The sequence below is a fragment of the Methylobacterium terricola genome, from assembly GCF_006151805.1.
GTDB lineage: Bacteria > Pseudomonadota > Alphaproteobacteria > Rhizobiales > Beijerinckiaceae > Methylobacterium > Methylobacterium terricola.
Genome location: NZ_VDDA01000004.1, coordinates 357,515 through 376,062, shown reverse-complemented (window position 1 = coordinate 376,062; position 18,548 = coordinate 357,515). Strand labels below are relative to the sequence as shown.

Sequence of the window (18,548 nt, the reverse complement as noted above, 5' to 3'; positions counted from 1 at the left end):
CCGGGTCAGAGCCGGTAGCGCTCGGCGAGCGCCAGGAGGGCGCTCGCCAGCTCGCTCAGGTTGGCGGCGGCGGCCTCGACCTGGCGCGTGCCGGCGGCGGTCTGCTGGCTCGCCTGGCGGATGTTCTGGAGCGCGCCCATCACCTGCTCGATGCCGAGCTGCTGCTGGTTGGTGGAGGCGACGATCTGCTGGAAGGTCTGCACGCTCTCCTGCACCCGGGCGGTGATCTCCTCGATCGTCGCATGGGTGGTGTCGGTGCGCTCCTTGCCGACCGCCACGCGCTTGACCGCCTCCTCCGTCAGCATCACCGAGGCGTTGATGCCGCGCTGGATGTCGCCGAGGATCGCCCGCACCTGGCCGGTCGCCTCCTTGGCCTGGTCGGCGAGCGCCTTCATCTCGGAGGCCACCACCGCGAAGCTGCGCCCGCTCTCGCCCGCCGCCGCCGCCTCGATGGCGGCGTTGAGCGCCAGGAGGTGCGTGCGCTCCGAGACGTCGTTGACCGTGGCGATGATCTCGCCGATGGCCTGCGTCTTCTCGCTCAAGCTGACGATGTTCTCGGCGACCGCCTCGCTCTGCTCGCGGATCGCGTCCATCGCCTTCGCGGTCTCGTCGACGGCGCGCAGGCCGGCGCTCGAGGTCTGGGCAGTGGCCTGGGCGGTGGCGATGACCTCCTGGGCGCGCTTGCCGATCTGGGCGCCGGCATGGGTGATCTCGTCGACCGTCGCGGCGGTCTCCTGCACGGCGGCGAACTGCTCCTCGACGCTGGCGGCCTGCTCCTGGGCCGAGGCGCGGATCTCGGCCGCGGCGGCGTTGAGGTTCGAGGTCGAGGCGCGGTTCTGGCTCGCGAGCTGGCGCAGGCCCTCGACCATCTGGTTGAGGACGCCGCCGAGCCGCCCGAGCTCGTCGCGGCGGGAATCGGCGATGCGGCCGGTGAGGTCGCCGCTCCCGACCTTGCCGACGAAGGCCATAACCGCATCAAGGGGCTGCACCACCGAGCGGCGGATCAGCACGGTGATGACGAGGGCCATCACGACGCAGACCGCGAGCGCCGCCAGGGTCGACAGCCGGCTCTCCTCGTAGATCGCGCCGACCCGGCGCTGGCCGGCGGTGATCGCGCCGTTGAGGGCCTCGCGGGCGGCCGCCATGGTGCGCACGAAATTCTCGCCCGACTGGTCGAGGGCGGTCTCGGCCGCCTGGATGCCCGGCACGTCGTTGGCCGCGATCGCCTCGAACTGGCGCTCGGTGGCGGTACGGGTGGTGCGCAATTCGGCGCCGGCGGCGACCAGCAATTCGGAGATGCGCTGCCAGGCGGCGGCGCGCTCGGACGAGAGCGACTGGGCCCGGTACTCGTTGGCGGTGGTGACGGCGCCGGCGAGCGCGGTCTCGGCGGTGGCGGCGTTGCGGCGCCAGGTCACCACCGGCTCCTCCTTCGTCGCCGGCTCGCGGCCGAGCGCCCGCAGGTAGTAGCGGGTGGTGGCCTCGTCGCGCAGGTCGCTCATCCGGCGCTGCGCCTCGCGGATGTTCTCGAGCTGGTGCATCACCGTCAGGTCGCGGGTGACGATGATGTCGGTGGCGTTGCGCACCTCGCCGATCTGCCCGACCGCGTAGACGCCGAGCGCCACGATCACCAGGACGACGGCGGCGAAGCCGAGGAGGATGCGGTTCCCGATCGAGAGCGACACGCGGGGTTCCCTTTGGCTGGAGGCGGCGGGCGGGTCAGGCCGGCGAGGGGCGGCCGGCCGCGAGGAGCGGGGCCAGCAGGGCCGGCACATCGATCACCGCGAAGCCGGCCTCGGTGACGTTCGCGTCCGGACGGGAGCCTGACGGCGCGGCGCGGGCATAGCCCGCCACCGCCCGCCTGCCCAGCCCCTCGGATCCGGCCTCCAACGCGGCGTCGGCGACTGCGAGGACGCGCTCGACCCTGAGGCCGATGCGCGGGCCGTCCCGGCGCAGGACGACGACGTGACCGCCGCCCGCCGCGGGCGCCGTCGCGGCACCGAGCGCCGCCGCGAGATCGACCACGCTGATGAGGATGCCGCCCCGCCCGGTCAGGCCGATGAGCGAGGCGGGTGCGCCCGGCACCGGGGTGCAGGGGCGGAACGGAAACACCTCGGCGACCGCCTCCAGGGGCAGGCCGACCGCCTCGGTGCCGGCGCGGCAGAGAAGCAGGGCCCGGGTCGGCCGCGCCTCGGGCGTCGCGCCGCGGGCGGCGAGGCTGCGGGTGCGGTCATCGAGGATCGCGTCGATCCGCTCGGCGCTCAAGGCGTCGCCCGGCATCTGCGGCCCGGCGGCGGAGGCTGTCTTCGGCATCAGGCAGTCTCGGGCATCAGGCGGTCTCGGGCATCAGGCGGCCTCGTCGCCGAGGAGCGGCCGGGCGGCGCCGGCGAGGTCGGCGGCTTTGAGCCCGTCGCCCTCGGGCAGGGGCGCGTCACCGGGCAGGCCGGCCGCGAGCCGCACCGCGTTGGCCACGGCGCGCTGGCCGGCCTCGCCTCGGCCGGCGGCGATCAGGGTCAACCCGAGGTGGTAATGGGCCATGATGAAGCCTTTATCGAGATAGAGCGCGCCGCGAAAGGCGCGCTCCGCCTCGTCGGGACGGGCCCGGGCGCGGGCGAGCAGGCCTTCGTAGTAGCGCAGGCGCGGATCGGTCGGGTCCTGCCCCAAAGCCGCCCGGCAGGCGCGCCAGCTCGCATCGAGGTCGCCGGCATCGGCCAGCGACCGGACCAGGGCGAGCGGGCCCGGCGGCGAGTCCGCCGTCAAGTCCGCCTTCGACGCGGGAGCGGGCGGTGCCGCGGGGGATGTCGCCTTCGGCGGGAGCAGCGGCGCCCAGGTGGTGTCCGGGGCCGGGGCCGGGTCCGGCGGGACCTGCAACGCGGCGAGGTTCGGTGGCGGGTACGGCTGCGCCTCCGGCCGCGCGCCGTCCTCCGGGCGACGATAGGCGGCGGTGCCCGGCAGGGAGATGGCGTCGAGGAATTCGGAGAAGGACGGGTTCGGCTCGGCATGGCCGAGCAGCAGCCAGCCGCCCGGCCGCAGGCGCTGGGCCAGCGCCCGCACCAGGGCCTGCACCACGTCGGGGTGGAAGTAGATCAGGACGTTGCGGCACAGGATGAGGTCGTAATCGGTCAGCGCCAGGGAGGCGGTGCCGTCGAGAAGGCTCATCAGGTTCTGCGGCTCGAACCGGGCGAGGCCGCGGTATTCCGGCCGGAGCGCGAAGGTCCCTTCCCGCGGTCCGGGCCGGAAGTAGCGCCCGCGCTCCTCCGCCCCGAGGGTGCGCAGGGCCCAGGTGCCGTAGACCCCGCGCCGTGCCACCGCCAGCACGTCGCGGTTGATGTCGGTGCCGGTGAGCGCGAGGCGCCAGTCGGGCAGGCGCTCGCCGAGCAATTCGTGCAGCACGATCCCGACCGAGTAGGTCTCGGGGCCGGTGGAGCAGCCGGCGCTCCAGATCCGCAGGCGCCGCTCCTCGCTCCGCGCGGCGATGCGCTCGGGGAGGATCGTCCCGCGCAGGGCCGCGAACTGCTCGGCGTAGCGGAAGAAGAACGTCTCCCCGATGGTGATCTCGGATTCGAGCGCCGCCCACTCGGCCTCCGACTCCTCGAGCAACGCCAGGTAGCCGGCGGGCTCCGCGATGCCCCGGGCGCGCATGCGCCGACCGACCCGCTCCCACAGCAGATCGTCCTTGTCGGCGTAGTAATGGTGGCCGGTGCGGGCGACGAGGCGCGTCTTCAACGCCGCGAAGGCCGGGTCCCCCATCGGGGCGGTGCCCCGCGAGATCCCGATGCCCGGGGCGGTGCCCCGTGAGAGCGCCATGTCCGGCTCAGGCCGCCCACTCGGCGAGCCGCGCCTGGGCGTCCCGGGTCTGCGCGGCGAGGCGGGCCTCCTCCTCGGCGAGCAGGATGCGGTCGACCGCGAGCCCGTGCACCAGCCGGTCGCCCACGCGGATCTCGGCGGCGACGCAGCCGTTCAGCGTCGCCGCGTCGGCGACGGGCCGGACCTGGTCCGGCGCCACCCGCGCCACGTCGGCGACCCGGTCGACCATCAGCGCCAGGGGCGTGTCGCCGTGGAGCAGGACGAGGTGGCGGTAGAGCGCCGCCCGCGCCGTCGCCGCTCGGCCGAGGCCGAACAGGATCGCGAGGTCGAGCACCGGCACTGCGGCGCCCGCCAGGTTGAGGAAGCCCGCGAGCGCCGCCGGCGCGCCCGGCGGCCGCCACAGGCGGGGCAGGGGCAGCACCTCCCGCACCGCCCGGCGCGGCAGGGCACACTCGGTCCCGGCGATATCGACCAAGAGGTAAGCCGTCCCGGTCGTCATCGCGTCGCGCCCCGCATCGATGGAATCCGATCCGCCGCGGCGGATGGCGCCTCAGATAGGGGAGGCGGATCGACTTTCCAAACCGCCCGCCAAACCACCCGGCTTGATCACCCGACCCGTGCCCTGTCGCGCCGCGCCGGAGGTGCTATGAGGCGCCGCCGAAACACCAGGAGCGTCCCCGGCGATGATCGAGATCCGGCAGGTCGGCCATGCCTTCGGGGAGCGCGAGGTCCTGCGCGACCTCACCCTCGACCTGACGGAGCGGCGGATCGCGGTGGTCGGGGCCAACGGCAGCGGCAAGAGCACCTTCGCCCGCCTGCTCAACGGCCTCCTGGTGCCGAGCCGGGGCACGGTGCGGGTCGACGGGCTCGACACCCGCCGCGACGGCAAGGCGGTGCGCCGCAAGGTCGGGTTCGTGTTCCAGAATCCCGACAACCAGATCGTGCTGCCGGTGGTGGCGGAGGACCTCGCCTTCGGGCTCAAGAATCTCGGGCTGGCGAAGGACGAGATCGCCCGTCGCGTCGACGAGGCCCTGCGCCGCTACGACCTGCAGGATCTCGCCGAGCATCCGGCCCATCTGCTCAGCGGCGGGCAGAAGCAGTTGCTCGCCCTCGCCGGCGTGCTGGCGATGGCCCCGGACGTCATCGTGTTCGACGAGCCGACGACGCTGCTCGACCTGCGCAACAAGCGCCGGATCGCGCAGGCCATCGATGCGCTGCCCCAGCGCGCGGTCGTCGTCTCGCACGACCTCGCCTTCCTGGAGCATTTCGACCGGGTGCTGGTCTTCGAGGATGGCCGCATCGTCGTCGACGATAAGCCCGCGGCGGCGCTCCCGGCCTATGTCGCGAGGATGTCGTGACCCCGTACGTCCCAGGACGGAGCCCCGTCCATCGCTGCCCGCCGGGCGCCAAAATTCTCACGCTCGTTGCGGCCGGCACGATCCTGTTCGCATGGCCGCGTCTCGATTTCGCGCTCGCGGCGCTGGCAGGGGCGGGTCTGCTCTACGGCCTGGCCGCGATCCCGGCCCGGCTGGTGCTGGCGCAGCTGCGGCCGCTCGCCTGGATCCTCGCGGTCCTGGCCCTGGTCCAGCTCGCCCTCGACGGCTGGCAGGCCGGCCTGCTGGTGGCCGCCCGCCTCGCGGCGCTGGTGCTGCTCGCCGGCCTCGTGACCCTGACCACCCGGTCCTCCGACCTGATCGAGGCGCTGCAACGCGGCCTCGCCTGGTTGCGGCCGCTCGGCGCCAACCCTGCGAAGGTCGGGCTCGCCATCGCGCTCACCTTGCGCTTCATCCCGGTGCTCGCCGCCATCACCGCCGAGGTGCGCGAGGCCCAGCGGGCGCGCGGCCTGGAGGGCAGCCTGGTGGCGCTCGCCGTCCCGGTCGTCGTGCGGATGCTGAAGATGAGCGACGACATCGCGGCGGCGATCGACGCGCGGTCCTACGATCCCGACCGGGCCGACGGCTGACACGCTCCTCTCTTCGTTCAAGGACTCCCATGTCGACCCGTGACATCGTCTTCGTCGCGCTCTTCGCCGCCCTCACCGCCGCCCTCGGCCTGTTCCCGCCGGTGACCCTGCCGGTCGTCGGCGTGCCGATCACCGCGCAGTCGATGGGGCCGATGCTCGCCGGCGCGATCGCCGGGGCGAAGCGCGGCGGCGCGGCGCTCGCCCTGTTCGTCGTCCTGGTCTGCGCCGGGCTGCCGCTGATGGCCGGCGGCCGCGGCGGGCTCGGCATCGTCATGGGGCCGGGCGGCGGCTTCGTGCTGATGTGGCCGGTCGCCGCCTTCGTCATCGGCTTCCTGGTCGAACGCAACCTGAAGGCGCTGACCGTCTGGAAGGAGGCGCTGATCCTGGTGCTGGGCGGCATCGTGCTCACCTACGCGGTCGGCATCCCGTGGATCGCCGCGGTCGCCCGGATCGACCTCGCCAAGGCGGCGATCGGCTCGGCCTGGTTCCTGCCGGGCGATGCCGTGAAGGTCGTGCTCGCGGTGCTGATCGCGCGGGCCGTGCGCCGGGCCTATCCGACGCTGCAGCCCCGCTGACGTTCAAGCGTCGACGCGCGGATCGATAACCGGTTGACCCTGCCGGTCGAGCGGCGTAGGGTCCGCGCCACTCTCTCACCAGCAGGCTTTCGAGCAGCATGCGTACGGTCCTTATTGTAGCGGAGGCGCCACCGAAGGGGCGGGCTTGAGAAGCCCGGCATCCCAGGGGTGGCGCGTGCAGGGTCCTTCGGGGCCCTTTTTTGTTGCGTAAAACGGACCCGAGAGCGCGGACAAGACCAAGGAACGGAGCGCGACGATGAGTGCGGGCGAGGTCATGACGGGCGCCGAGATGGTGATCCGGGCGTTTCAGGATCAGGGTGTCGACACCCTGTTCGGCTATCCGGGCGGCGCGGTGCTGCCGATCTACGACGCGCTCTTCCATCAGGAGACGGTGAAGCACATCCTGGTCCGGCACGAGCAGGGCGCGGTCCACGCGGCCGAGGGCTATGCCCGCTCGTCGGGCAAGGTCGGCTGCGTGCTCGTCACCTCGGGGCCGGGCGCCACCAACATCATCACCGGCCTCACCGACGCGCTGCTCGATTCGGTCCCGCTCGTCTGCATCACCGGCCAGGTGCCGACCCACCTGATCGGCTCCGACGCGTTCCAGGAATGCGACACGGTCGGCATCACCCGCAGCTGCACCAAGCACAATTACCTCGTCAAATCGATCGAGGACCTGCCGCGGATCCTGCACGAGGCGTTCTATGTCGCCTCGCACGGCCGGCCCGGCCCGGTGGTCATCGATCTGCCGAAGGACATCCAGTTCGCCAGCGGCCTCTACCGCCGCCCGGTCGACAACAGCCACAAGACCTACAACCCGCAGACCCAGGGCGATCCGGAGAAGATCCGCGCCGCCGTGGCGCTGATGGCCGGCGCGCGCCGGCCTGTCTTCTATACCGGTGGCGGCGTCATCAACGCGGGTCCCGAGGCCTCCGAGCTGCTGCGCGAGCTCGCCCGCGCCACCGGCTTCCCGGTCACCTCGACGCTGATGGGCCTCGGGGCCTTCCCCGGCTCGGACCCGCAGTTCCTCGGCATGCTGGGCATGCACGGGACCTACGAGGCCAACCTGGCGATGCACGAATGCGACGTCATGGTGTGCATCGGCGCGCGCTTCGACGACCGCATCACCGGCCGGCTCGACGCCTTCTCGCCCTTCTCCAAGAAGATCCACGTCGATATCGACGCCTCGTCGATCAACAAGACCGTCAAGGCCGATATCGGCATCATCGGCGATTGCGGCTCGGTGCTCCGCGACATGCTGCGCGAGTGGCGGGCGGTGACGCCGGAGCCCGACCAGGGCCGCCTGACCGAGTGGCTGTCGAAGATCCGCGGCTGGAAGGCGCGCGAGTGCCTCGGCTACTGGCCGTCGGGCACCACCATCAAGCCGCAATACGCCGTCCAGCGCCTCTATGAGGCGACCAAGGGGCGCGAGACCTACGTCACCACGGAGGTCGGCCAGCACCAGATGTGGGCGGCGCAGTACTACAAGTTCGACGAGCCGAACCGCTGGATGACCTCGGGGGGCTTGGGCACGATGGGCTACGGCCTGCCGGCGGCGATCGGCGCCCAGCTCGCCCATCGCGGCGCGCTGGTGATCGATATCGCCGGCGAGGCCTCGATCCAGATGAACATCCAGGAGATGTCGACCGCCGTGCAGTACCGCCTGCCGGTCAAGATCTTCATCCTGAACAACGAGTATATGGGCATGGTGCGCCAGTGGCAGCAGCTGCTGCACGGCTCGCGCTACTCCGAGAGCTATTCGGAGAGCCTGCCCGACTTCGTCAAGCTCGCCGAGGCCTACGGCGCCAAGGGCATCCGCTGCTCGGATCCCGGCAGCCTCGACGCGGCGATCGCCGAAATGCTGGATTATGACGGCCCGGTCATCTTCGACTGCATCGTCGACAAGACCGAGAATTGCTTCCCGATGATCCCGTCGGGCAAGGCGCATAACGAGATGCTGCTCTCGGACTACCTCGGCGAGACCGGGGCGGATCTGGGCGACGTGATCTCCGACGAAGGCAAGATGCTGGTCTGAGCGGGCAAGGGTCTACAGGGTTTAGGACGATGAACGCCATGAACACCCACTACCCCGATCCGGTCCGCGTCGAGCCGGTGAACCGCCATACCCTGGCGGTCATCGTCGACAACGAGCCCGGCGTGCTCGCCCGCATCGCCGGCCTGTTCTCCGGCCGCGGCTACAACATCGAGAGCCTGACCGTCTCGGAGACCGAGCAGGCCCGGCACATCTCGCGCATCACCATCGTGACCGCGGGCACCAACGCGGTGATCGAGCAGATCAAGGCCCAGCTCGACCGCCTCGTGCCGGTGCACCGGGTGGTCGACCTGACGCTTCAGGGCGACTCGCTCGAGCGGGAGCTGGCGCTGGTGAAGGTGGCCGGCAAGGGTGAGCACCGGGTCGAGGCGATGCGCCTCGCGGCGGCCTTCGGCGCCCGTACCCTCGATGCGACGCTCTCGTCCTTCGTGTTCGAGCTGACCGGCTCGACCGACGAGATCGACCGGTTCGTCAAGCTGATGGCGTCGGTGGGGCTGGTCGAGGTGTCGCGGACCGGTGTCGCCGCGATGGGCCGTGGCCCGGAGGCGATGTAGCGTTTCGCTACGCGGCGGGCGGGGTGCCGGTGCGCCCCGCCTGACCGTATTTCCGCTCGAAGCGGTAGACGGCGTACCAAGCACCGGTGATGCCCGTTACCGAGATGAACAGGGCGAAGCCGAGCATTGCGAGGGTGGCGTCCCAGGGCATCGTCACTCCTCCCGGGGCAGAAATCTGATCACGACGTGACCGACGCAATGTAAGGCGAGAGCGGCCGCGAACCAAGAGAGGTGCGACCGACCCAAGGCTGCATTCGGACTGCTGACCAACGGTACGATGATGGCCGCGCCAGCGACTGCGATCGCCATGGCATTCATGTAGGCCGCCAACAGCTTGAGATGTTCGTTCAGGCGCTTCGCGACGTGCTTGCGACGCGCAGCAATCTCGGCTGCATCAGACGTGGCCTCGGTCACGCAGGCGGCCTCACTGGTCCATGACCTAGCGTAACCGGCCGTTCCTCCCCCGTCGATACCTGTCCTCGCACATAAAAAATGCCTCCCCCAGGGCGGGGGAGGCGGGTCACGCTTCGAGTGTTCAGCGTGGGCGAACCGATATTGATTTCAAAGCCAGGGCCGGCTCAACCGCAAGCCCCTGCTCTCCAAAGCCCGCCTCAGCGCGCGCCCTTGCCGTCGCCGTCGCGCATCGCACCGGTCGGCTCCTGCACGTGGGCCTCGAGGAACCACAGCTGCTTGTCGACGGCGCGCGACACCTCGGTGAACAGGTCGGCGGTGTCCGGGTCGCCGGCCTCGTCGGTCTGGTCGATGTTCTCGCGCACGGCGTTGGCGTAGGCCGCGTAGCGGTCGATCAGGGCCGAGAGGTGGTCGGCGATGGCGTAGACGTCGGTCGGGTAGGGGGTCAGCTTCGAGGTGGCGGACACCACCGTGGCGGTGCCGAGCGCCGTGCCGCCGAGCTGCACGGCCCGCTCCGCGACCTTGTCGTTGAGATCGTCGAGCTCGGTACGGAATCCGTCGAGCATCTCGTGGATGCCGATGAATTGCGGGCCCTTCAGGTTCCAGTGCGCCTGCTTCACGTCGAGCGCCAAGTCGATGCCGTCGGCGAGCCGGGCATTCAGGGTCTCGATCGAGACGCGCTTGGCGTTCGAGTCGGTGTTGTTGCGGGTGCGGTGGCTGCGGGGCGTACCGGCCTTGCCCTGGGAATCCGCCATGTCGAGTACTCCGTGGATTTCCCGCAACAACGAGGCCGGGGGGCGGCCGTTCCGATGCTGCGGAGGGGTTTCGTGATCCGTCCCGGACTTTTCGCCGGAGCGGTGGGACGGTCCCGCATCGGGCCCGTCCGATGATGGAGGAGCTAGGGCGGGGTACCCGGGCAGACACCCCGCCGGGCGAAACCCTGACCTTCCGTCAGAGCATCGGCTGGCCGCCGGTGACCGGCACCAGGGCGCCGGTCATGTAGCTGCCCTCCCGCGAGGCGAGGAGCACGTAGGCCGGGGCCAGCTCCGCCGGCTGGCCGGCCCGGCCCAGCGGCGTGTCGGCGCCGAGCTGCTCGATCTGCTCGGGCTTCTTCACGATCGGCTGGATCGGGGTCCAGACCGGGCCGGGGGCGACGCAATTGACCCGGATGCCCTTCGGCGCCAGCAGGTTCGACAGCCCGACGGTCAGGGTGCTGATCGCCCCCTTGGTGGCGGCGTAGACCAGCATGCTGGCATCCGCGACCTTGGCCTGCTGGCTCGTCGAGTTCACGATCGCCGAGCCCGGCCGCATATGCGGCACCGCCGCTTGCGACAGGTAGATCATCGCGAAGACGTTGGCGCGGAACGAGCCCTCGACGTCGTGGGCGGTGACGTCGTCGAGGCCCTCGTTCACCACCTGGGCGGCCGCGTTGTTGACGAGCACGTCGATGCGGCCGAACTCCGCCGCGGTCCTCGCGACGATCGCCCGGCAATGCGCCTCGTCGCGCAGGTCGCCCGGCAGGAGCAGGCAGCGCCGTCCGGCCTTCTCGACCCAGGTCTTCGTCGCTTGCGCGTCCTCCTCCTCCGACTCGAGATAGGAGATCGCGACATCCGCGCCCTCGCGGGCATACGCGATGGCGACCGCCCGGCCGATGCCGGAATCGCCCCCGGTGATCAGCGCGATCCTGTCGGTGAGCAGGCCCTTGCCGACGTAGGACCCCTCGCCGTGATCGGGCGGCGGATCCATCGGGCCGGTGAGGCCGGGGCGCGGCTGCTGCTGCGCGCCGGGGAAGGGCGGCCGGGGGCCGGCCGTGCGGGGATCGTCGCTCATCGGTTGCCTTTCAGGAACGCACCTGCGGTGCGTAAGGACAGCGCCATGATGGTGAGAGCCGGATTCGCCGCGAGCGAGCTCGGGAAGACCGACCCGTCGCAGATCCACAGATTCTCGACCTCGTGGCTGCGCCCGACGGCATCGACCACCGAGGCGTCCGGGTTCCGTCCCATCCGGCAGGTGCCGAGCGTGTGGGCGACCCGCTCCAGCACCCAGACGTCCTGGGCCCCGGCCGCCTCCCAGATCTCCCGCATCAGCTTCGTGGCGTGGCGGTTGAGGGCGTCCTCGTTCGAGCCGTAGCCGAAATCGATCTGCGCCTTGCGCATCCCGAGCGCGTCGGTCTCGTCCGACAGGGTCAGGACATTCGCGTCGCAGGGCAGCGTCTCGCCGTTGATGCCGATGCCGGCGACGCGGTTGTACTGCTTCAGGTAGTCCGTCAGCGCCCGGCCCCACAGGCCGCGGCCGCGGGCGACGGAATTGGCCCAGGTCAGCGGCTCGACGCCGAGGCTCTGCACCAGGTAGCCGCCGGCGAAGTCGGCCCCCTTCGGCCGGGTGAAATCCTCGGTGATGAGCGAGGACGGGTAGCCCCGGTTCATGCCGACCTCGTCGGCGAAGGTGCCCCAGACCTGTGTCGCGACGTGGCCGATATAGTTCCGCCCGACCTGGCCGCTGCCGGTGGCGAGGTCGAGATGGAGCAGGAGGCGCGGCGTCTCGACGGCGCCGGCGCACAGGATCAGGTGGGCGCAAAGCTGGCGGTGGTCGCGGCCGCCGCTGCGGTAGATCACCGCCGTGATCCGCCCGGCCTTGTCGCGCTCGACCCCGTGCATCCGGGCGTCAGAGCGGATCTCGGCCCCGCGCGCGACCGCCAGGGGCAGGTAGGTCACGTCCATGCTGGCCTTGGCGCGGGTGCGGCAGCCCTGGTGGCAGAAGCCGCAATTGATGCAGGCCTTGCGCTCCGGCACCGACGGATCGACCGTAAAGTCGCGCGAGACCACCGCCGCCGGGGCGTCGGTCGCCGCGATGCCGAGCCGGTCGCAGGCCGAGGCCATCAGCTGGGCCGGGCCGTTGCGCAGGACCGGCGGCAGCGGGAAGCGGCGGGCCTCGTCCCACGGATACGGCGTCGGGCCCGACGTGCCGATGAAGGCCTCGACGCGGTCGTAGAACGGTACCAGTTCGGCGTGGTCGATCGGCCAGTCGCAGCCCTCGCCGCTCTCCGTGTTCAGCCGGAAGTCGCGGGGATCGGCCCGGGGCACGAAGGCGCCCCAATGCAGGGTCGAGCCGCCGACCCCCGTGCCGCTGTTGTTGGCGCCGAAGGCCTCCGGCGTCGAGCCGCCGCTCAGGCGCTCCTCGGTCCAGTAGATCTCGTCGGCGAGCGTCTCGTCGAAGCCATAAGCAGCGGGGTCGAAATTCGGCCCGGCCTCCAGGGCCACGACCTTCAAGCCCGCTGCCGCCAGCTCGGCGAGGAGCGGCGCGCCGCCCGCTCCGGTCCCGACCACCACCACGTCGACGACCTCGTCGGTGCCGTAGCGCCGCTGTCCTGAGAGGTTCATCGGGCGTCTCCAGCGGCTTCGAGGACCGGGGCCTCCCAGGCCTCGCGCTCGTTCAGGTAGGTCAGACGGTAGCCGGGGAGGGCATCGGCCTCGTCGCCGCCCGCCCCGATTCCGGTGAAGCCGATCGCCGCGAGGCCGGCCGGATGGGCGAGGAAGGTCCGTACCGCCTCGCCGCGCAGCTCCTCGAACCAGCAGGTCATCAGATCGGGATCCAGGCCGCCCGCGACCTCCGGCAGGTCGCCGGAGGTCGCGCGGTCGAGAAGGGCGTCCTGCTCGGCCCCGCCGAGGGCCGTGAAGGGGCGCCCATGGGCCTCCCGCGCCGCGCCGTCGAGACTGCGCAGGGCCCGGGCATAGGCCTTCGGGTCCGGCGGCAGGGCGACGAAGCGCCAGCCGTCGCCGGTGCCGCCCGCCAGCCGCGCGTCGATGCGGCGGGCGAGGTCGATCCGTCCCGGACCGGTCTGCGGCAGCACCCGGTCGAGGCAGGCGGCGAGCGTCGCGCGTTCGTCCGTACCGAGGCAGAACGGCCCGTCCGGCTCGCGCATCCGCTCGCGCAGGGTGCTGCGCAGGCGGGTATTGACGCGATCGGACGACATCAGCGCGGCGAAGGCCGGCGGCAGGGTCGGGGCCTGCGCGGCGCGCGGCGGGGCCGTGAGCATGGCGAGGATCAAGGCCGCCAGCATCTCCGGCCGCTCCAGCGGCAGCAGGTGGCCGGCGCCGGGGGCGACCTCGTGGCGTTGGCGGGCGAGGTGAGGCAAGGTCAGCGCGGCCTGGGATTCCGGCCCGAGATCGCCGTCCTCCGCCCCGCTCACCACCAGCGCAGGGATGGACAGGACGCCGATACGCTCGCGCCAATCCTCGTTGGCGCCGCCGGCGAGCCAGGCCTTCCAGGCGTCCGGGTTGGCCCGCAGCACGTCCTCGACCGCGCAGGCGTGGTCCTCCGGGTCGAGGGGCGCGCCGACATTGCCCGAGACGAAGCCCTCCGCCTCCCGCTGCCGGGTCTCCGGATCGGCGTCGATCCAGGCGATCATCGCCTGACGGCGCTCCTCCGCCATCGGCTCGGGCGCGGGCGGCGAGCCCGCCAGCAGCACCAGCCCGGCGAGGCCGGCGAGCGCCGGATCCCCGTCCTCATGGCGCCGGGCGAGCACCAGCGCGACCTTCGCCCCCATGCTGTTGCCGGCGATGAGCCAGGGCCCCGGCGGGGCCTCGGCGGTGATGCGCGCGGCGACGTGGTCGGCCATGGCGGCGACGTCGCCGCCCGGCTTGTGAGCTTCGTCGCCGAAGCCCGGCAGGTCGATGCCGACGCAGCGCGCGTGAGGCCCGAGACGCTCGGCGAGGGGGCGCCACGTGCGGGCGCTGCCTCCGAGATAGTGCAGGCAGAAGAGGACGGGTTGGTCAATCATGCCGGCGAGATCGCGCGACGCTGCGCTGCGTCAACGGCGGCCTGCCCGCGGCGCCTTGCAGCACCCCCGGATGATATGTCGAGTCTTTGACGTATCACACGGGCCGGTCGACGGCCTCACGGGCGGTCCCCATTCGGACGCCGCCAGGACTAAACCTTGACTCGACTGCCAGTCGTCGTCCCTCGACGGTGAGATGATGGGATTTTACCGGTCCGTCGATCGGCCGGTCCGGCAGCATCGGCGGCCCGGGCGCTCAGTTTGACCTATGTTAAATTTCTTTAATGTGAAGGTTCGCCATGCGGCTTCATCCTGGGCCTTGGGCCGGAAGAGCCTCGCGGCTTCCGCCAGATCTCGCCGCGGCAGCCGGCGACGCCCACGGATCTACGCGGCCCGGCCGCTTCCACTCGCCGCCCGGGCATCCCCGCAAAACGCGAAACGCCGCGCGGAAGGGGGTTCCGCGCGGCGTCCGCCAGAGAGCCGCGGCCCGCCCGAGGGGCTGCGGCACCGAAACGATTAGTTCTTGGCCTTGTCGACCAGGGCCTTCTCCTTGATCCACGGCATCATGCCGCGGAGGCGCTCGCCGACCTCCTCGATCGGGTGGGCGGCGTTGCGGGCGCGGGTCGCCTTGAACGAGGTCTGGTTGACCTTGTTCTCGAGCATCCAGTTGCGGGTGAAGGTGCCGTTCTGGATGTCGGTCAGGACGCGCTTCATCTCGGCCTTGGTCTCGGGCGTGATGATGCGCGGGCCGGTCACGTACTCGCCGTACTCGGCGGTGTTCGAGATCGAGTAGTTCATGTTGGCGATGCCGCCCTCGTAGATGAGGTCGACGATCAGCTTCACCTCGTGGAGGCACTCGAAATACGCCATCTCGGGGGCGTAGCCGCCCTCGACCAGGGTCTCGAAGCCGGCCTTGATCAGCTCGACGAGGCCGCCGCAGAGCACGACCTGCTCACCGAACAGGTCGGTCTCGCACTCTTCCTTGAAGGTGGTCTCGATGATGCCGGCGCGGCCGCCGCCATTGGCCGAGGCGTAGGACAGGCCGAGATCGTGGGCGTTGCCCGAGGCGTCCTGGGCGATGGCGATCAGGGTCGGCACGCCGCCGCCGCGCAGGTACTCCGAGCGCACGGTGTGGCCCGGGCCCTTCGGGGCGACCATCAGCACGTCGAGGTCGGCGCGCGGCTCGATCAGGTTGAAGTGGACGTTGAGGCCGTGGGCGAACAGGAGGGCGGCGCCCTGCTTCATGTTGGCCTGGAGCGAGTCGCGGTAGATCTCGCCCTGCAGCTCGTCCGGGGTCAGCATCATGACGACGTCGGCCTGCTTGGCGGCGTCGGCGACCTCCATGACCGTGAAGCCCTCGGCCTCGGCCTTCTTGGCGCTGGCCGAGCCCTTGCGGAGCGCGATCACCACGTCCTTCACGCCCGAGTCGCGCAGGTTCAGCGCGTGGGCGTGACCCTGGCTGCCGTAGCCGACGATGACGACCTTCTTGCCCTTGATCAGATTGATGTCGGCATCACGATCGTAATAGACCCGCATGGCGGCTCCCCCTTGTGCAGATGGCGAGAATTTCGAACGCTCCGGGCGCTGGAGCGGCCGTGCGACGGGCGGCTTGTAGCGGCGTGATTCGCGTCAGGGAATAGGGTATGCGCGCGGACGCGCACATGACAGCTAGGTTCCGTGCGCGCAGACGCGCACTGGCCTGCCAGGTTTCGTGCGCGTCTGGACCGATTCAGGCGCTCACGAGGCAACCGGCATGACGCTACGGGCAACCCCCGCCGAACTGGTCGAGTTCTGGCGCGAGGCCGGATTCGACCGCTGGTTCAAGGCCGATCCGGCCTTCGATATCGCCTGCCGAACGTATCTGCCGCTGCACGAGGCGGCGGCGCGGGGCGAGCTCGCCGTTTGGGAGGAGACACCCGAGGGCGCCCTCGCTTTGGTGCTGCTGCTCGACCAGTTCCCCCGCAACCTCTTTCGCGGCACGCCCCGGGCCTGGGCCACCGACGCGGCGGCGCTCGCCGCCGCCGAGCGGGCGATCGCGCGCGGCCACGACCGGGCGATCGAGCCGACCTTGCGCGCCTTCCTGTACATGCCGCTGATGCATGCCGAGGATCTCGGCCACCAGGAGCGCAGTGTCGCCTTGTTCACCGCCCTCGGCATTCCGGTGAACCTGAAGGCGGCCCATGAGCACCACGAGCTGATCCACCGCTTCGGACGCTTCCCGCACCGCAACGCGGTGCTCGGCCGCCCTGAAACGGAGGCCGAGCGGGAGTATCTCGCCGGCGATGGCGCGTTCCGGGGCTGACAGGATTTCGCCCGGTCTGTTCGCATGAAACCAAAGCGCGGGTTCCCCGTTCCAGGCGATCCCGGGCGTGCCTGGTATCGCCGCCGGGTGTGGGAGAGGGGGAGGGGCGATCGCGCAGGGTGGCGCGCCTCCTGATCATTCGGAACCGCCCCGCTGCCGGCACGACGCTCACCGCTTCGCACCGAAGCGTGCCACCCTCACCCCCAACCCCTCTCCCACACGGGAGAGGGGAGACGCGCTCTGCCTTTCATGCGAACGAATCACACTGCGATCGCATGACTCACGCCGGCAGCGGCAGCCCCTCCCGGGCGAAGGCGCGCTGGACGGCCGGGCGCTCGGCCATGCGGCGGGCATGGTCGGTCCAGTACGGGAACTGGCGGGCCATGTCGTAGCCGAGCACCTGGCCGCGGCCCCAGTGCCAGAACACCAGCAGGTAGGGATCGGCGACGCTGTAATGCTCGCCGGCCGCCCAGCCGCCGCGGGACAGGCCGACCTCGATCATGGTCCACAGGTCGGCGCAGGTCTCGTGGCCCTTGGCCTTCACGTCCTCGATCGCCGCTTCGTCGGTGGCGTAGCGCTCGGCCCGGCGGATATGGGCGTAGGCGGGGTGGATGGTGGAGGAGAGCCAGGCCAGCCACTCGGCGCAGCGTGCTTCCTCGCGCGGGTCCTCGGGCCACAGGCCGGCCTGCGGATGCGACCGCGCGATGTAGCGCAGGATCGCCGGGTTCTCGGTCAGCACCCACTCGCCTTCCGCAAGAGCCGGCACCCGGCCCTTCTGGTTGACGGCGAGGTAACGGCCGCCGCGCTGCTCGGCGGTGGAAAAGTCGATCTTCACCGCCTCGAACGGTGCGCCGGTCTCCTCCAGCGCGATGTGGGGCGCCAGCGAGCAGGCGCCCGGGGAGTAGTAGAGCGTGGTGGTGTCGGACAAGGAGGACCTCCCGGCAAAGCCGCCCCTCGTCCTTAGCGCAGAGCGCGCCCGGAGCGGTACCGCCCCGGGCGCAGGGTCTCGGGCGGACACTTGCCTCAGGCGGACACTTGCGGGCGAGCCACCGGGGCGACCGGGCGGGCGCGCTGCGTCACGACCCAGACGATGGCGCAGAGCACGATCGCGGCCTGCACGCCGAGCGCTTCCCAGCTGCCGTTGAAGCCGAGATCGGTCACGAATTCCGGCACACCGTCATTGTGCACCGGCACGATCACCTGCTCCTGGAACTCCTGGATCGCCGCCCCGACGAGGCGCAGGCCCATCACGAACAGGAACGCGGAGGTGAGCAGGAAGACCGGGCGCAGCGGCAGGCGCAGGGCCAGCCACTGCATCGCCACGAACACCACCGCGAGGGCGATGGCCGCCGTGACGAGGCCGCCGAGCAGCGAGGCGTCGAAGCCGCCGACGGTGCGGGCCAGGGCGTGCAGGAACAGCACCGTCTCGGCGCCCTCGCGGAACACCGCCAGGAAGGCGATGCCGGCGAGGGACAGCACCGTGCCGGCGCTCATCGCCCGCTCGGCCATGCGGTTGATCTCGGCTTTCCAGGCCGCGGGGTCCTGGCGCATGAACAGCCAGCCGCTCATCGTGAACATCAGGCCGGCGGCGACCAGCATCACGCCGGCCTCGATCAGGTCGTTGTGGTTGCCGTCGAAGAAGGCCTCGAACACCCAGGCCATGGCGAAGCTCGCCAGCACCGCGAGACCGGCCCCGGCATAGAGCGGGCGGATGCGCTCCGCCGCGCCGGCCCGGCGCAGGAACGCCGCGAGCGCCGCCACCACCAGCAGCGCCTCGAGCCCTTCGCGGAACAGGATGGTGAAGGCCTGTGCGAAGGTGGATCCATCGGCCATGGGGTGCTCCTCGTTGCGCGTGCGTCAGGGCGCCGTCGCGCCGCCCGTCATTCCTCTGATGGCCGCCCTCTTAGGCGAGGATGAAGTCGCGTTCAAACGGCGCGCCTTTGTTTTGTATAATTCTAATCTGGAAGGATGGCTGTGCGGCCGAGCGTATCCCTGCGTCTTATACTTACAAAAATCCCCGCTGTGTCCAGATCTCCCGGCGTCATCCCGAGCTCGCCCGGCGGGGCCCGGGATCGATGACCGCCGACGGTCCAGGATGGAGCGCAACAC

19 protein-coding genes are annotated in these 18,548 nt (G+C 71.0%); 6 read left to right on the top strand and 13 right to left on the bottom strand.

Annotated elements, in window-relative coordinates; genetic code table 11:
- Nucleotides 1-5: 5 nt before the first annotated feature.
- From FF100_RS12235 to FF100_RS12220, 4 genes are read right to left on the bottom strand one after another with little or no spacing between them, the layout of a single operon-like run.
- A complete protein-coding gene (locus tag FF100_RS12235) occupies nt 6-1,682 on the bottom strand; it encodes a methyl-accepting chemotaxis protein (RefSeq protein ID WP_246102044.1) in 1,677 nt (558 codons plus the stop codon).
- Nucleotides 1,683-1,716: 34 nt separating this feature from the next.
- Nucleotides 1,717-2,310 carry a chemotaxis protein CheW gene (locus FF100_RS12230; protein ID WP_246102043.1) on the bottom strand — a complete coding sequence of 198 codons (594 nt, stop codon included), beginning with the start codon at nt 2,308-2,310 and terminating at the stop codon, nt 1,717-1,719.
- Nucleotides 2,311-2,343: 33 nt separating this feature from the next.
- Nucleotides 2,344-3,804 (bottom strand): CheR family methyltransferase, encoded by a 1,461-nt coding sequence (locus FF100_RS12225; protein WP_171070136.1) that lies wholly within the window; start codon nt 3,802-3,804, stop codon nt 2,344-2,346.
- Nucleotides 3,805-3,811: 7 nt separating this feature from the next.
- Entirely contained in the window at nt 3,812-4,279 is a 468-nt protein-coding gene (locus tag FF100_RS12220; RefSeq protein WP_342778996.1) for a chemotaxis protein CheW, read from the bottom strand.
- A 208-nt stretch (nt 4,280-4,487) separates the two neighbouring features.
- Here FF100_RS12220 and FF100_RS12215 point away from each other — a divergent pair, with 208 nt between their 5' ends.
- The 5 genes from FF100_RS12215 to ilvN all read left to right on the top strand — a co-directional run bounded on the left by FF100_RS12215 (nt 4,488) and on the right by ilvN (nt 8,949).
- Nucleotides 4,488-5,162: an energy-coupling factor ABC transporter ATP-binding protein gene (locus tag FF100_RS12215; protein WP_139035971.1), complete on the top strand. Its 675-nt coding sequence runs from the start codon at nt 4,488-4,490 to the stop codon at nt 5,160-5,162.
- Entirely contained in the window at nt 5,159-5,767 is a 609-nt protein-coding gene (locus FF100_RS12210; RefSeq protein ID WP_139035970.1) for an energy-coupling factor transporter transmembrane component T family protein, read from the top strand. The genes FF100_RS12215 and FF100_RS12210 overlap by 4 nt, the downstream gene beginning before the upstream one ends.
- A gap of 29 nt (nt 5,768-5,796) precedes the next feature.
- Nucleotides 5,797-6,342: a biotin transporter BioY gene (locus FF100_RS12205; protein WP_139035969.1), complete on the top strand. Its 546-nt coding sequence runs from the start codon at nt 5,797-5,799 to the stop codon at nt 6,340-6,342.
- Nucleotides 6,343-6,598: 256 nt separating this feature from the next.
- The gene (locus tag FF100_RS12200; RefSeq protein WP_139035968.1) at nt 6,599-8,377 is read left to right on the top strand and encodes an acetolactate synthase 3 large subunit; all 1,779 of its coding nucleotides are present in this window, start codon (nt 6,599-6,601) and stop codon (nt 8,375-8,377) included.
- A gap of 29 nt (nt 8,378-8,406) precedes the next feature.
- Complete coding sequence (gene ilvN / locus FF100_RS12195) at nt 8,407-8,949, top strand: acetolactate synthase small subunit (RefSeq protein WP_139035967.1); 543 nt, start codon at nt 8,407-8,409, stop codon at nt 8,947-8,949.
- A gap of 7 nt (nt 8,950-8,956) precedes the next feature.
- On the opposite strand, the gene FF100_RS37025 is transcribed toward ilvN, so the two are convergent.
- From FF100_RS37025 to ilvC, 7 genes are all read right to left on the bottom strand, one after another.
- Entirely contained in the window at nt 8,957-9,100 is a 144-nt protein-coding gene (locus FF100_RS37025; protein ID WP_171070135.1) for a hypothetical protein, read from the bottom strand.
- A gap of 2 nt (nt 9,101-9,102) precedes the next feature.
- Complete coding sequence (locus tag FF100_RS12190; protein WP_139035966.1) at nt 9,103-9,363, bottom strand: hypothetical protein; 261 nt, start codon at nt 9,361-9,363, stop codon at nt 9,103-9,105.
- Between the two features lie 197 nt (nt 9,364-9,560).
- A complete protein-coding gene (gene dps, locus FF100_RS12185; RefSeq protein ID WP_139035965.1) occupies nt 9,561-10,115 on the bottom strand; it encodes a DNA starvation/stationary phase protection protein Dps in 555 nt (184 codons plus the stop codon).
- Between the two features lie 196 nt (nt 10,116-10,311).
- Nucleotides 10,312-11,190, bottom strand: a complete 879-nt coding sequence (locus FF100_RS12180) for an SDR family oxidoreductase (protein ID WP_139035964.1) — start codon at nt 11,188-11,190, stop codon at nt 10,312-10,314.
- Nucleotides 11,187-12,740, bottom strand: coding sequence for a GMC family oxidoreductase (locus tag FF100_RS12175; protein WP_139035963.1), 1,554 nt, complete (start codon nt 12,738-12,740; stop codon nt 11,187-11,189). Before FF100_RS12175 ends, FF100_RS12180 begins: the two co-directional genes overlap by 4 nt.
- Nucleotides 12,737-14,140 (bottom strand): alpha/beta hydrolase, encoded by a 1,404-nt coding sequence (locus tag FF100_RS12170; RefSeq protein WP_139035962.1) that lies wholly within the window; start codon nt 14,138-14,140, stop codon nt 12,737-12,739. Before FF100_RS12170 ends, FF100_RS12175 begins: the two co-directional genes overlap by 4 nt.
- A gap of 513 nt (nt 14,141-14,653) precedes the next feature.
- On the bottom strand, nt 14,654-15,673 hold the full coding sequence (gene ilvC / locus FF100_RS12165) for a ketol-acid reductoisomerase (protein WP_048425858.1): 1,020 nt from the start codon (nt 15,671-15,673) through the stop codon (nt 14,654-14,656).
- 217 nt (nt 15,674-15,890) lie between these two features.
- Here ilvC and FF100_RS12160 point away from each other — a divergent pair, with 217 nt between their 5' ends.
- Entirely contained in the window at nt 15,891-16,439 is a 549-nt protein-coding gene (locus tag FF100_RS12160) for a DUF924 family protein (protein ID WP_139035961.1), read from the top strand.
- A 280-nt stretch (nt 16,440-16,719) separates the two neighbouring features.
- Here FF100_RS12160 and FF100_RS12155 read toward each other — a convergent pair whose 3' ends face one another.
- Complete coding sequence (locus tag FF100_RS12155) at nt 16,720-17,367, bottom strand: glutathione S-transferase family protein (protein ID WP_139035960.1); 648 nt, start codon at nt 17,365-17,367, stop codon at nt 16,720-16,722.
- A 95-nt stretch (nt 17,368-17,462) separates the two neighbouring features.
- Entirely contained in the window at nt 17,463-18,272 is an 810-nt protein-coding gene (locus FF100_RS12150) for an FTR1 family iron permease (RefSeq protein WP_139035959.1), read from the bottom strand.
- Nucleotides 18,273-18,548: the final 276 nt, after the last annotated feature.

Coding starts and splice junctions, on each gene's coding strand:
- FF100_RS12230 (WP_246102043.1), bottom strand. CDS start 2,310: ATGCCGAAGACAGCCTCCGCCGCCGGGCCGCAGATGCCGGGCGACGCC.
- FF100_RS12150 (WP_139035959.1), bottom strand. CDS start 18,272: ATGGCCGATGGATCCACCTTCGCACAGGCCTTCACCATCCTGTTCCGC.
- FF100_RS37025 (WP_171070135.1), bottom strand. CDS start 9,100: ATGCCCTGGGACGCCACCCTCGCAATGCTCGGCTTCGCCCTGTTCATC.
- FF100_RS12215 (WP_139035971.1), top strand. CDS start 4,488: ATGATCGAGATCCGGCAGGTCGGCCATGCCTTCGGGGAGCGCGAGGTC.
- FF100_RS12180 (WP_139035964.1), bottom strand. CDS start 11,190: ATGAGCGACGATCCCCGCACGGCCGGCCCCCGGCCGCCCTTCCCCGGC.
- FF100_RS12170 (WP_139035962.1), bottom strand. CDS start 14,140: ATGATTGACCAACCCGTCCTCTTCTGCCTGCACTATCTCGGAGGCAGC.
- FF100_RS12175 (WP_139035963.1), bottom strand. CDS start 12,740: ATGAACCTCTCAGGACAGCGGCGCTACGGCACCGACGAGGTCGTCGAC.
- dps (WP_139035965.1), bottom strand. CDS start 10,115: ATGGCGGATTCCCAGGGCAAGGCCGGTACGCCCCGCAGCCACCGCACC.
- ilvC (WP_048425858.1), bottom strand. CDS start 15,673: ATGCGGGTCTATTACGATCGTGATGCCGACATCAATCTGATCAAGGGC.
- ilvN (WP_139035967.1), top strand. CDS start 8,407: ATGAACGCCATGAACACCCACTACCCCGATCCGGTCCGCGTCGAGCCG.
- FF100_RS12205 (WP_139035969.1), top strand. CDS start 5,797: ATGTCGACCCGTGACATCGTCTTCGTCGCGCTCTTCGCCGCCCTCACC.
- FF100_RS12160 (WP_139035961.1), top strand. CDS start 15,891: ATGACGCTACGGGCAACCCCCGCCGAACTGGTCGAGTTCTGGCGCGAG.
- FF100_RS12225 (WP_171070136.1), bottom strand. CDS start 3,804: ATGGCGCTCTCACGGGGCACCGCCCCGGGCATCGGGATCTCGCGGGGC.
- FF100_RS12200 (WP_139035968.1), top strand. CDS start 6,599: ATGAGTGCGGGCGAGGTCATGACGGGCGCCGAGATGGTGATCCGGGCG.